The sequence below is a fragment of the Hydrocarboniphaga effusa AP103 genome, assembly GCF_000271305.1.
In the GTDB taxonomy this organism is placed as follows: domain Bacteria; phylum Pseudomonadota; class Gammaproteobacteria; order Nevskiales; family Nevskiaceae; genus Hydrocarboniphaga; species Hydrocarboniphaga effusa.
The window spans coordinates 886,719-900,486 of the sequence record NZ_AKGD01000001.1; the positions used below are offsets into that span (position 1 = coordinate 886,719).

Sequence of the window (13,768 nt, forward strand, 5' to 3'; positions counted from 1 at the left end):
TACAAGGGGTTGCACATCAAGCGGTCATGCCGCCGTCGACGACGAGATCGGAGCCCGTCACGTAACTGGATTCATCGGAAGCGAGGAACAACACCGCCGCCGCGATTTCCGAGGGCAGCGCGAAGCGGCCCATCGGAATGCGTTCGAGCGTCTTTTGGGCGAAGGCCTGCGCCGCATCGGGCGTCAGCGTCGCAAGCGCTCCGCTGACCATCTGCGTATCCGCAAAGCCCGGGCAGACCGCATTGACGCGAATGCCGGTGCCGCTGCGCGCACAGTGGATCGCGGCCGAGCGCGTGAAAATACGCACGCCGCCCTTGGCCGCGTTGTAAGCCGGCAGCACGGCCTCGCCGAGAATGCCTTCGATCGACGCGATATTGACGATCGAGCCGCGGCGATCCTTCTTCATGCGCGCGATCGCCGCCTGCGTCCCCAGAAACACGCCGCTCAGATTGATGTCGAGCGTGCGCTGCCAGGTCGCGAGCGAGATCTGCTCCACGTCGACGATATCGGCGATACCCGCATTGTTGACGAGCACGTCGAGCGAGCCGAAGCGCGCGATCGTCGCATCGAGCACGGTCTCCCACTGCGCGGCGTCGGTGACGTTCTGCGACATGAAGACCGCATTGGCGCCGAGCCTGGCCGCGGCCTGTTCGCCGGCCGCCCGATCGAGATCGGTGATCACCACGCGCGCGCCTTCGGCGATCAGCGCTTCGGCGGCCGCCAAACCCAGGCCGCGCGCGCCGCCGGTCACCACGCACACTTTTCCTTCCACACGTTTCATCGAGCTACTCCGTCATTGCGCATTGGCGCCGCCATCGAGCACGATCTCCGCGCCGGTGGTCCAGCGGGAAGCCGGCGAGGCGAGATACAGCACCGCGTTGGCGACGTCGTCGGGCGTGCCGAGGCCGAGCGGATGCAACTGCAGCATCGCGCCTTCGGCGGTGGCGACATCGGGCACCATGCCGAGCCGCACGAAGCCTTCCAGCAGGTGATTGCCCATCGCGGTCTTGATCACGCCCGGGTGTATCGAATTGACGCGAATGCCGTAACCGAGCTGCGCGCATTCGATCGCGGCCGACTTGGTCAGCGAACGCACCGCGCCCTTCGACGCGCAATAGGCACCTAGCCCGGTCACGCCGATCATCGCAGCGAGCGAAGACAGGTTGACGATGGCCCCGCCGCGCCCGCTCGCACCGTCCGGGCGCATCACCCGGATCGCATGCTTGAGGCCCAGGAACGTGCCGTTGACGTTGATGTCCTGGATGCGCTTGAAGCTTTCGAGGCTACCTTCGGCGAAGAAGGCCATGTCTTCGACGCCCGCGTTGTTGACGAGCACGTCGAGCCCGCCGAACTGCGAGACCACCTGCGCCATGGCGGCTTCCCACTGCGCTTCCTGCGTGACGTCATGAACCATCGCCGCCGCTTTTCCGCCCGCGTCGCGAATGCTCTTGGCGGTCTGCTCGACTTCGGCCGAGAGCACGTCGGTCAGGAACACCGAGGCACCGGCGGCCGCGAGCGTGCGCGCGACGTGCGCGCCCAGGCCGCGTGCGGCGCCGCTGATGAAGGCCACCTTGCCGTCGAGGCGGAAAATCTTTTCTGGGGATTGCATGGGGTTCTCCTCGGGTGGTTTTTGGTTTTTCAACGCGCTACGCCTGGGCACTTAATGAACCGAAGCGAGGCTTTGAGAGTTTTCTTTCGGCCTGTGGGCCGAGTTACTTCTCTTTGCTTGTGCATCGATCCGTAACCAAGAGAAAGCACACCCTGATGGCGCACTTTCGCTGCGCGAAAGTCCCTTGCGCTGCTCACGTGCTCGGGGCAGAAGTTTCGACGCGACATCCCTGTCGCGACGAAACTCGGCGGGCTCCTGCCCGCCGACCCCTGCGCGCGCTGCGCTGCTCGGTGCGCCACAAGGGGCCCGACGTCACAAGCCAAAGCAACGGCACAACGCTCGCTTCGCTTTGCGTTGTTTTGCGGCGAGGCGAAGCGAGCCGTTAGATGTCGCTGTAGATGTTCAAACCCCTGGGAGCGCCGGTTGGGGCGGCGCGCGCAGTGGGGCAGCCGGACAGGACGTCCGGCTGAGCGACGTCGCGACAGGATGTCGCGTCGGCGCGACCCCGAGCACGGCGCTCCAAGCGGGGATCCGTTCGTCGCCATGCGACGAACGGACGCGGACTTCGGGGCGTGCTTTCTTTGCTTACTTTCTTTGCACGAGCAAAGAAAGTAAGGCCCGACCGGCGAGGTCGAACTTTCGCAGCGACGAGCTGAATCCGCAGAAACCATCACGCAACCCGCCAGGAATAATCAGCAGACTCCTGCGCGAACTTCACATACCAATCGATCGCCGCCGGATTCATCATCGCATCCCGACTCGCCGCCTTCTCCAACGGCATGCCCACCAGCAGCTTGCGAACCGGCACCTCCATCTTCTTGCCCGTCAGCGTGTATGGAATCGCCTCCACCGCATACACGCGATCCGGCACATGCCGCGGACTGCAATCGTTGCGCAGGCGCCTGGCGATCTCCGATTCGAGCTTGCCGTCGAGCTGCGAACCCGGATTGAGCTTCACGAACATCGGCATGAAGAACTTGCCGCCCGGCAACTCCACGCAGACCACCAGGCTGTCCGCGATTTCCGGCAACTGCTCCACGCAGCGATAGATTTCCGCCGTGCCGATGCGCACGCCGAAACGGTTCAAGGTCGAATCCGAGCGCCCGTAGATGTAGCAACCGCCACGCGAGTTGATCTTGATGAAATCACCGTGCCTCCAGATTCCCGGAAACACCTCGAAATAAGACTCCTGATAGCGCTTGCCGCCTTCGTCCTTGAGGAAGTAGATCGGCATCGAAGGAAACGGGCTCTTCACGCAGAGCTCGCCGACTTCATCGATCACTTCCTTGCCGTCGTCGGACAGCGCGCGCACGTCCATGCCGAGCATGCGCGTCTGGATTTCACCCGCATACACCGGCAGCGTCGGCGCCGCCCCGACGAAGCCGCTGCAGATTTCGGTGCCGCCCGATTGCGAGGTCACCCACAGATCCTGCTTCACGTGGCGATAGAACCAGGCGAAGGTTTCGGGCGTCGACGGCGATCCGCTCACGAGCACGCCTTCGAGCGCGGACAGATCGTGACTTTCCCCGGGCCGTAGTCCGGCCTTCTCCATCATCTGCACGAAGGTCGGGCTCGCACCGAAGCTCGTACATCGCGTCCTGGCCGCGAGCTGCCAGAGAAAATCGGGGCCTGGATGCATCGGGCTGCCGTCGTAGAGCACCGCAGACGCACCCGTCAGCAGCGCGGCGAGCAGCAGGTTCCACATCATCCAGCCGGTGGTCGTGTAGAAGAACATGACCGAGCCGGGCTTCAGATTGATGTGGAAATGCATGAGCTTGAGGTGCTCTAGCAGCACGCCGACATGGCTGTGCACGATCGCCTTCGGCAGGCCCGTGGTGCCCGAGCTGAAGACCACCCAGATCGGGTGATCGCAAGGCACACGCTCGAACCGGAATGACTCGCGCGGAACCGCAGGATGATCGAGCAGCTCGCTCCAGGGCCTGGCCTTCACCGGGGATTTCGCCTCGGGATTCAGGTACGGCAGCCAGACGACGTGCTCGAGCGTCGGCAGGCGGCTCACGATCTCCTGCGTCTCCTGCTCGCGCGAAAAATCCTTGCCCGCGAAGCGATAGCCATCGGCGACGAACAGCAGCTTCGGCTCGATCTGCGAGAAGCGCTCGATCACCGTCTTGACGCCGAACTCCGGCGCCGCCGACGACCACACCGCGCCGATCGCGATCGTCGCCATCGCCGCGATCGCGGTCTCGGGGACGTTCGGCATATACGAGACGATGCGGTCACCCGGCCGGATGCCGAGCGCGCGCAACTGCGTCGCCACGATGCGGACCTTGTCGCCCAGCTCGCCCCAGCTCATCTGGGCGAGCTCGCGCGTCTCCGACAGATGATGGAACGCCGTCTTCCGGCCGTCGCCTTCGTGGCGCAGCAGATGCTCGGCGTAGTTCACGCGGCTGCCGTCGAACCAGCGCGCGCCCGGCATGACCTTGCGATCGATCACGCTCGTGTACGGGGTATCCGATTGAACGTCGAAATAGGCCCAGATCGAAGACCAGAAGCCTTCGATGTCGCTCACCGACCAACGATGCAGCTCGTTGTAGTCCGCGAGTTCCACGCCCTTTTCACTGCGCAGCCAATCGACGAACTTCGCCACGTTCGAGGCCGCCGCATATTCGGGGCGCGGCGTCCACAGCAGCTCGCCTTCGCGCACGCCGCCCGCTTCCATCGTTTGGGTCATTCCGGTCTTCCTTTCTCGCGCATGGCGCAGACGTCGTCGTGCTTGGCCATGCCTCAGGCGCTTTCGCGCAAGCGACGCAGGCGCTCGAGCACCTGCTCGGGCTCGCCGTCCGCAGGCACGGTGATGAAGCTGAAATGCACGGCCCGGGCGGTTTCCGATTGCCAGGCGATGCGATGCCCATGACGCCGGGCGCCGGTCTGCGGCTCGTCGCTGATGACGAAATCGAGCGCGGAGGCATCGAAGTCGCCGGTCTTCGGCAGCTCGATACCGCAAGCCCACCGGTAATGCGCCGCGAGATTGAACACGGCGCCGTAGCAGGACAGATCGTCATCGCTGGCCGGCACGGTTTCGGCCGATTCGACGAGCAGCACGCCATCGAGCCCGGCTTCGCCGAAGGCGCGCAGAAAATCGGCGATGTAGACGGCCGCGGAGTCCGCGTCGTCCGCACCGACTTCGGGCTCGGGTTCGTCCGCAAAAGCCTGCCGGTAGGCGATCGCCACCCAGGCGCGCGGAGACGGCAGCACGAGCACCACCGGCGTGCTGGCCTGGCTCGACCGCAGGCCGCCGATCATTTCGACCAGGTGCACGCGCAAGGCCTCGTTCGCGAGCAGCGTGCGCAAGGGCAGCAGCAGGCGATTCTTGAGCCCCATGGTCGAGCGCACGGTGGGCTGCGCCGCGAGCCAGGCGTCGATCACGCGCGCCACCGGCAAGGCCACCACATCGCTGCGCAGCAAGCCTTGTCCCTTGCGCTGCCAAGCCAGCCACGCGGCCGCATCGGTCCACGGCGCCCGGCCGTTTGCGAGCAGCCGTTCGCAGTAATCGTCGGCGTCGATCCAGAGCAGCGGCGCCGGCACATCGAGTCGATCGAGCAGTCGGTTCATCGGCCGGTCGCCAGCGCCTCGAGTTCCACCGCTTCGGTTTCGAATGGGGGAAGCGGATGGGGACGCAGCGCGAGGCCGGCATCCGCCGAGGCTCTGGCCATGACTTCTCTCCTCTGTCGTCGCTGCACGGATGATCGGCGCGCGGCTTCGGCGCGCCCTTGATATGGCACCAGATTAGCGACGGCTTACCGGCCCTTCGCTACCCTGTCGGGTAGTTTTCCAGCCTCGCTTTCGAAGCTAATTCGCAGGTTCGAACGCCCAATCGAGCTTCACCTTGGCGACGCCGTCGAAGGCGCCGAGCACGGTGGCGTTGCCGTCGAGCGGCCGGGTGATGCGCAGGCTGGCCTGCTTGCTGACGCGATCGCGGCTCAGGCCGATCTGCTCCTGCGTCCAGGCCAGCACCTCGCTCGGCACCGGCAGATCGGCCTCGCGGCTCTCGGACTTGCCCGAGACGGTCAGCACCGAGCTTCCGCGCGCGGACGGGATGAACAGGTTCTCGACGTAGACCGCCTTGGTCTGCTCGTCGACGACCACCACGTAGTGCTCGCAGAGCGCACGCTGCTCGATGGCGTTGCCGCGCGATTCTGCCTTCCAGTCGAGCGTGAACGGCTGCAGCTTCTTTTTCTCGCGATCGAAGGCCTGCTCGCCTTCGAAGTGCGCCGCATGCGTGAGCTTGAGCGTGTTCGGGCAGCCCGGATAACCGCGGAAATAGCGATAGCGTCCGCCGGGTTCGTCGTACGAGGCGATGAAGGCTTCGAGCTCCTCGGCCGTGTTGTGCTGCATCGCCGTCAGCGCCGCGTAGCGCTCGGCGGTTTCGGCGCCGCAGCTCATGGCTTCCATGCAACGTCCGTCGGCCTGCGGCGGCTTGGTCGGCGCCCGGGTTCCGAGTTCGGCGAGACTCGGCAGGCGGCCGCCGTATTCACTCCTGAGCTTGAGCAGGCCCTGGTAGATGTAGTACTCGCTCTTGATGCGCGTGCGCTGCTCGGTGTCCGGATCGAGCAGGTTGTCGGAGTAGAGCCGCCCGTCCGAGCGCAGTCGTGTCGCGATCTCGTAGCGCTGCCGGCTCGTGGATTTGCTCCACTGCTTGTCGTTGCGCCATTGCTGCTGGGCGTCGATGTCGAGCGTGTAGCGCAGCTGCCGTTCGGTCGGTTGAAAGCTTCCGGCAGCTTGCAGCTCGATCGGCAGCAACAGCATCAAGACGGTGAACAGTTTGCGCACGGCTTCGCTCCCTCAAGGTAGATCGCGCGCGACGCGAAAGCCAAGGCCGTCGCTGCGCGAGCCGGCGGGATCTCCATCGCGATTCGAAACGCGCAGCGAGCGCGGGTGATTGCCCCAGCCGCCGCCACGATTGACGCGCTTGGCGCAGCCGTCCTCGACCCAGGCACGGCCATCGGCCGGAGCGCCCGTGTAATCGGCGTGCCAGCAGTCGGCGACCCATTCCCAGACGTTGCCGAGCATGTCGTGCAGACCCCAGGCGTTCGGCGCGTAGCGGCCGACCGGCGCGGCTTCGCCGTAGCCGTCGTCGCATTCGATCTGCCAGTCCCATTGCGGATGCGCCTTGCGGCCGGCGCGATCGAAGCCGTTCGCGTTCTGGCAGGCGAATTCGACGACGTTGCCCCAGCTGTACTGCGTCTCGCTGCCCGCACGCACCGCGTATTCCCACTCGGCTTCGCTCGGCAGCCGATACGGCTGATGCGTGCGTTGCGTGAGCCAGGCGACGTAGCGTTGCGCCTGGTCCCAGCTCACGTCGGTCACCGGCAGCTGCGGATCCGCAGCGCCCGCCGGGAGTTCGTCGCAGCCTTTGGCGAGCGCGCAAGCGGCCCATTCGGCGCGCGTGATTTCGTAGCGTCCGAGCGCGTAGCGCCGCACGCTCACTTCATGCACAGGCTTTTCGTAGGACGCGCCGTTGTCGAGCAGATCGCCCATGCGGAAACGTCCGGCCGGAATCGTCACCAGCACCGGCGTGTCGGGGCAATCGCGAAACGCCACGGGCGCGCCGGGCGGCGTCGGATCGACACGCGTCGGTACGCAGGCTTCGTGCTGCGCCGATGCGGCTTCGGCGAACGCGACAGCGCAGAGCGCCAAGCCCCATTGCAGCCATGCACGAGCCGTCATGGGCTGAAATCCAGTTCGATGCTGCCGCTCGGCGGCGCGTCGGGCGCCAACGGCAGCGGCTGCGATTTCCACACCGCGCGTTCGATCGAATCGCCCAGGCCCGGCTCGCCGCAACCCTGCTGCACCGTGACCTTGCTGATCATGCCGCCGGGCCGGTAGTCGATGCGCAGGCGGCAACTGAAACTCGCGGCCGTGCGTGGCGGCGCGAGCCAGTTCGTGCGCAAACGGCCGAGCAGCTGGTTCTCGGCGCTTTCGGGTTCGATGCCCTGCTGTTCCTTGGCAACCGGCGATGCGGCTTGCGTCGCAGGCGACCGATCGCTTTGCGCCTTTTGCGCAGGCGCGGGCGGCTGGGCCTTCGGCGGCGCCGGCCTGGGCTTCGGCTTGGGTGTCGGTGTCGGCTTTTGCGCAAGCTCGGGCGCTGCGGGTGCAGCCGGCGCCGGCGCACTGCTGGCCGGCTGCGCCTGGCGCGCGACCGGTGCGATGAGTTCGGCACGAATCATCCGCGTCGGTGGCCTGCGCATTTCGATCGGCCCGGAACTCAGCAGGAGCGCGAACACGATCAGCAGCGCCAGATGCAGGGCGATCGAGATCGCAATGCCGTAACGCGCGGCGGCATCGACGGCCGGCTTCGCTCCGAGCACGAAGTTGCGCGAGCCACCATGCGATCCCATCGCCGCCTCGACATAGGTCACTACTTGCCCAGCCGCATGAGCGCGGATCGCGTCAGGTAGCGATCGTAGATCTGCGGATCGTTCGCGCTGGATTGATGGCCGCCCGCGATCGTGCGCACCTGTTCGAGTCGCGTCATGCGCCCGCTCTGCAGATCGAAGGCGTGCACGTGCCCCCAGCTCCACAGCGGATGCTGGCCGTCCATCACGCGCTGGTTGCCCGATTCGTAGAGTGCGAATGCACCGTCGAACGAGCGGAAGGCTTCGCCACGACGATCGAACGAGACCATCGCCAACGGCAGTTGGGTGCGCGCATCGAACCAGACGCGCTTCTTACCCACCGGCGCACGCGGAAACTTCACCGGCTTGGCTTCGACGACGATCGCTTCGGGCACGAGTTCGACGGTGGTATCCCAGAACGTGAGGCCCTTGGGTCCGCCATGCGTGGTGTGCTGCCAGTTCGGATGCGCCGCGTTCCAGCCGCCCGACACCGCGCCGAGCATCGGCCCGCGGCTGACGATCTGGTACTCGCCCCAGGTGTAGAGCGGATCGCCCGCGGCCCAGGCATCGGACAGGTAGAACGCGGAGCCCGGCACCAGCGGTTCGAAGCGTTGATCGGTCGGAAACTGGCGCACGCGCTTGAACTCCGGCACGTAGCCGTAGAGCTCCGGGAACGTGTGCTGATCGTAAGCCCAGATGTTGAGGAAACGAAGTGCCGCGCACCGAATTCGGGGCCGTGAAGAAGGCGCACTGGAAGCGCAGCTTGTCGATCTGCTCGGGCCAGTAGGGCTTGGGATCGAGCACCGTGCGCGCGACCGGCGACATCTCGGCCCAGCCCGATTCGTACTCGTACTGCAGTTCGCCGCGTTCGGAGATGTCGTATTCGCGCGTGGTGTAGAACGAAGCGTCGTGACGGCCCCAGCTCAGCGTGAGCCCGGCGAACAGTTCGATCGCGGATTTCGGATCCGGAAACGGATTGCCGCCGATCCAGGGCTTGCCCTGGTCGGTGACGACATTGCCGCGCTCGTCGAAGCGCGCCTTGCCCTTGTTCGAGAACGTCGCCTCGAGATATTCCCAAGGGCTCAGCCGCATGATGTCGGTGGTGGTTGCGGCGAGCTTGAGCTTGCGGCCCATCTTGGCGACCTGCGTGTAGACGATCGGCGTCAGCAGCTCCTTGACGCTCTCGACGTTGTCGGCCGTGATGAAATCGCCGACCTTGAGCTTTCCTTTGGTGTAGTTCTCGATCGACAGCAACTCGTCCGGATACGCCTTCTCGATCGAGCCCGTCGCCGCGAGCACGTCGGCCAGCGGCGCGAGCACCCCGGTCGCGAGCACACCGCGCCCCATCTGTCCGATGAAGTGACGACGGCTGTAGCCGCGATCGAAGCGTATCGGGTGCATCTCGTGACTCCTTGAAACGGTGCCTCCAAAAAAAACTGCCGGCAAGCTGGAGGAGCCATGCCGGCAGGAGCCAGACTACAAGAAGTACAACGAGAGATTCTTTACTGAAGCGGGCATCCGATCCTCATCAGAACTGATAACCCAGGCGGATGCCGAGTTCGTCGGCGTAGTCGATCGTGGAGATGATCGTTTCGAAAACAAGATCATCATCAGGGCCAACAAACGCTGACCCACGACCACGCCGGCTTGCCGTCGACATCCTTGATCGTCAGCTTGTCGTTGCTGTACTGCGCGTAATGCGGTTCGAACGACTTCCAGATTTCACCGCGGCGATCGTAGGTCACGTACGCGACGTACATGCCGTTGCGCACATCGATCCAGGTGCGCTTCTTGCCGACCGGCGCACGCGGATAACCCGTCGGCTCGGCTTCGATGATCACGCACTCGGGGATCAGTTCCATGTAGGTGTCATGGAAGGTCTTGCCCTTCGGTCCACCGTGAACGGGACGCTCGTAGTTCGGATGCGAGCCGCCCATGAAGTTCTTGTTGCCGATGGCACCGAGCATCGGGCCACGACCGACGATCTTGTAGTTGCCCCAGGTCTGCATCGGGTCGCCGGCCGCCCAGGCGTCCGACAGGAACAGCGTGATGCCCGGCACCAGCGGCTCGAAGCGCTGGTTGGTCGGGAACTGGCGCACGCGCTTGAACGCGGGCAGATAGCCGATCAGGTCGGGGAACTTGCGCTGGTCGTAGTACCAGGTGTTGAGGAACGAGCTGCCCTTCACGTCGTTCGGCGAGGTGAACCAGACCGACTGCAGGCGCAGCAGGTCGGCACGGTTGTTCCAGGTCGTGCCGTCGACGCGCGCGGTCGCATTGAGCTCGGCCCAGACGAAGTCGTACTGGTAGGAGACTTCACCGTCGGGACCGATGTCCCAGTCGCGCACCGCGTACTGCGAATAGTCGTGGCGGCCCCAGCTCAGCGTGAGATTCGCGGTGAATTCGTTGGCTTCCTTGGCATCCGGGAACGGGCTGCCGCCGATCCACGGCTTGCCGTCGGCGTTGTAGACGTTGCCGTCCTCTCCGAACTTGGCCTTGCCCTTGTTCTTCAGGGTCGCTTCGAGATACTTCGCCGGAAACAGCTTGGTCACGTCGCGCGTCGACTCGACGATGTTGATGCGACGTCCCATCGTCTTGACCTGCTTGTACGCCACCGGATCGAGCAGATCCTTCACCGCATCGACGTTGTCGGCCGTCAGCACGTCACCGGGCTTGATCTTGCCCTTGGTGTACATCTCGATCGACAGCAGCTCGTCCGGATAGGCCTTCGACACATCGGCCGAGTGCGCCAGCTCCGGCCACATCGGCGCGAGTACGCCGGCCGTCGCAGCTCCCATCATGGTCTTCTCGAGGAACATGCGGCGGCTGTAGTTGAAATCGAACTTGCGGATATGCATCGGTCATCTCCTCTGGTGCGGATAGCCCATCGCCGTAGCGACTCGCCCTGCCGCTTTCATGGTTGATTGAAACGAGTAGGACTTCAGGTTGCGCCGGCCAACGAATTACCGTGACCTGCGCCATGGCTGGCCGTGTACTGCGACAGATCGACGCCTTCGCCCACCAGCAGGTCTTCGCGCCGCAGGAAGCGCGGATTGATCAGCCAGACCAGCAGCGGCAGCACCACCAGCGCCAGCACCATGTTGATCAGCATCAGCAGGTCGAGCAGCAGGCCCATGTCGGCCAAAAACTTCAGGTCCGACAGGAAGTACCAGGGCGTGATCCCCAGCAGCATGATCGACGCCGTGAACATGATCGCCTTGCCCGTCGTGCTCAGCGCCGCCGTGTTCGCGCGTCCGATGTCGCGGCCCTGCGCGTGATACTCCTCGCAGATGCGGCTCAGCAGGTAGATGCCGTAGTCGATGCCCACGCCGACGCCGATCGACGCCACCATCAGCGAGTTGATGTCCAGGCCGATGCCCATCAAATGCATCGAGGACAGCAGCACGAAGTTCGACAGGTTCACCGGCACCAGCAGGATCAGGCCGGCCACGATCGATTTGTATGCGTAGCTGCAGCCCAGCAGGATCGTGAAATTCAGCAGGCCGATGATGACCCAGTGGTAGCGCTCGACCACGTCGTTCATCGCCTGCTGCAGCGCGATGGTGCCGGTGCCCAGGCGCACCGTGAACGCGTCGTGATCGGCGCCGACGGTTTCGACCGCTTTCTTGGCTGCGGCGAGCGCCGAATCGACCGTCTCCTGCTTGTTGTCCTTGTACCAGAGCGAGACGGTGCCGTTCTGGATGTCGAAGTTGATGACGTGCGAGAACGCTTTCGGGCTCGAGCCGAGCATCACCGCGATCGAGGCCGCTCCGACCATTTCATTGGTCGGGTCCAGCGGCAGCCACTTCGGGTTGCCGCCCGAGAACAGGCGGTTGCCTTCCATCAAATAATCCGCGAACGACAGCGTCGCGCGCGGCGGCTCGCCGCCGTTCTCCATGATGTTCTGCAGCTGCAGCATCGTCATGATCGTCTCGGCCTGGCGGCCGACGCGATCCGGGTTTCGCTGGTCCTTGGCTTCGAGCACGATCTCCAGTGTGTTCACACCCGGGAAATTGCCGTTGATCTGGCGCACCGCTTCGTTGTATTCCGAATCGTCCCAGAGCAGGTTGCTGCCCTCCACCGGGTTGCCGATCTTGATCTGCAGGCCGGTGATGATCGCCGCCGCTCCGCACACCGCCACGATCACCGCGGTGACCTTGCCGCGCTTGCCGTAGGTGACGTTGGCGATCGATTCGAGCAGCTTCTTGAACCCGCGGTTGAACGGCGTCTGCGCCGCTTCGGCACCCACCAGCTTCTCGATATTCTTCGGTGCCGGCAGCGCCGCCAGCAGCAGCGAGATCAGCACCACGCCGGTCGGGATCAGCCAGATCGCCCAGAAGCCGCAGAACAGCGCGAAGCGCTCCATCGCCGGAATCGGCGCCAGCGCGATCAGGAAGATGCCGACGATGTCGGTGAAGATGCCGAGCACCGACGGCGCCATCATCACGCCCATGGTGATCTCGGCTGCCTTCTGCTTGTCGCGCACGTGCGCGTAGATTTCGTAGTACCGCTCGGTGAACTGCACGCAGTGGGAAAAGCTGCGCGCCACCAGCAGCAGCGGCACGATCATCAGCAGCGGTTCGATCGGCGACTTGAGCCAGCCGACGAATCCGAAACCCCACACCGCCGCCACCAGGCTCGTCACGATCGGCGTCACCACGCCGACCACGTTGCGCATGTACAGCGTCAATGCGATCACGAGCAGGCTCAGCGTGACCGCGAAGATGCCGATCATCTGGCTTTCGTATTCGTAGACCCAGCCTGTCAGCGCCGGCTGGCCCGCCAGGTAGATGTCGTGGTCGGCGTCGCGGTTCTTGTTAACGAGGTTCTGCACGTACTGGAACGCTTCGCCGTAGTCGAGCCGCGATTCGATGAAGGTGGCGTTGATCAGCGTGCTGCTCTGGTCCTGCGAGACCAGGAAGGTGCGCGCGTTCGGCGATTTGTCGAGGTTGTTGCGGAAGGCATCGATGTCTTCCTGCGTCTTGGGCACCGAATCACCCATCAGCGGCCGCATGTCGATACCGTAGGGCGTCGCCTCGGCATAGCGCGCCTTCTCGGTCGCGATCGACAGGATCTGGTCGTGGTCGACGCCCGGCGCCAGGTCGATGTCGCGCGTCATCTGCCAGACCTTGTTCAGGGTCTCGGCATTGAAGATGTCGCCGTTCTTGCGCTTGACCATCAGGGTCACGGTCAGCGGGTTGCCGAAGTTCGGGTGATCCTTGAACACCTGCACGAACGGATCGTCCTTCGGCAGCAGGTCCGAGAAGATCGTCTTGAGCTCGACATTCCTCAGCCCCACCGCAAAGAACGCGGTGATCACGATGAACACCGCCCAGCTGGTCTTCTGGTGACCAATGATCCACATCGCGAGACGTTGACGCAGGGAGTACATGGCGCTCCTCTATTTGCAGTCGGTCGCGGCGCGCGCCGCTGTCCGGGTTTTCGGTCGGTTGGGAAGCGCGTCAGGGCGCCGCCACGGCACTCGCGGAAGAGCCCACGGATGGGCTCGCGGCAGGCAAGTGGGTGCATCCGCGAGAACGACGGGCGCAAGAATCCCTGAGGTCGATTCTGCTCACTGCTCTCCTCCACCTGCCCTCCGCCGAGGGCGCCTGGATCGCACTCCGAGCTCGGGCGCGAGGCCCGGACGCGAGACGATCTTCATGTTGTGTGGAGGGATTACACGTTTGCGCCCGGTGCCTGGACGCCACCCGTACGGGTAGTTATGGGGCTGGCCGGGGGTGGGGGCCTGCCCTGCGGCAGGCTCAGGCCGGCCGGCCTACCGGCAATCTTTCGACCAGGCGGACGA

Annotated in this window: 9 protein-coding genes and 1 pseudogene; all 10 read right to left on the reverse strand. The window is 64.7% G+C overall.

The window, feature by feature from the left end; genetic code table 11:
- Nucleotides 1-16: 16 nt before the first annotated feature.
- On the reverse strand, nt 17-781 hold the full coding sequence (locus WQQ_RS03960) for a glucose 1-dehydrogenase (protein ID WP_040452981.1): 765 nt from the start codon (nt 779-781) through the stop codon (nt 17-19).
- A gap of 12 nt (nt 782-793) precedes the next feature.
- A complete protein-coding gene (locus WQQ_RS03965) occupies nt 794-1,609 on the reverse strand; it encodes an SDR family NAD(P)-dependent oxidoreductase (protein WP_007183770.1) in 816 nt (271 codons plus the stop codon).
- 670 nt (nt 1,610-2,279) lie between these two features.
- A complete protein-coding gene (locus WQQ_RS03970) occupies nt 2,280-4,301 on the reverse strand; it encodes an acetoacetate--CoA ligase (protein WP_007183771.1) in 2,022 nt (673 codons plus the stop codon).
- 53 nt (nt 4,302-4,354) lie between these two features.
- Nucleotides 4,355-5,182, reverse strand: coding sequence for a hypothetical protein (locus WQQ_RS03975; protein WP_007183772.1), 828 nt, complete (start codon nt 5,180-5,182; stop codon nt 4,355-4,357).
- Between the two features lie 237 nt (nt 5,183-5,419).
- Nucleotides 5,420-6,400, reverse strand: a complete 981-nt coding sequence (locus WQQ_RS03980) for a hypothetical protein (protein WP_007183774.1) — start codon at nt 6,398-6,400, stop codon at nt 5,420-5,422.
- A gap of 12 nt (nt 6,401-6,412) precedes the next feature.
- Nucleotides 6,413-7,297: a formylglycine-generating enzyme family protein gene (locus tag WQQ_RS03985; protein WP_007183775.1), complete on the reverse strand. Its 885-nt coding sequence runs from the start codon at nt 7,295-7,297 to the stop codon at nt 6,413-6,415.
- Entirely contained in the window at nt 7,294-7,968 is a 675-nt protein-coding gene (locus WQQ_RS03990) for a TonB C-terminal domain-containing protein (RefSeq protein ID WP_157534496.1), read from the reverse strand. The genes WQQ_RS03985 and WQQ_RS03990 overlap by 4 nt, the downstream gene beginning before the upstream one ends.
- Nucleotides 7,969-7,988: 20 nt before the next feature.
- Nucleotides 7,989-9,366 (reverse strand): annotated as a pseudogene (locus WQQ_RS25190) (DUF1329 domain-containing protein).
- A 209-nt stretch (nt 9,367-9,575) separates the two neighbouring features.
- Nucleotides 9,576-10,820, reverse strand: a complete 1,245-nt coding sequence (locus WQQ_RS04000) for a DUF1329 domain-containing protein (protein ID WP_007183780.1) — start codon at nt 10,818-10,820, stop codon at nt 9,576-9,578.
- A gap of 83 nt (nt 10,821-10,903) precedes the next feature.
- The gene (locus tag WQQ_RS04005; RefSeq protein WP_007183782.1) at nt 10,904-13,354 is read right to left on the reverse strand and encodes an efflux RND transporter permease subunit; all 2,451 of its coding nucleotides are present in this window, start codon (nt 13,352-13,354) and stop codon (nt 10,904-10,906) included.
- Nucleotides 13,355-13,768 lie beyond the last annotated feature (414 nt).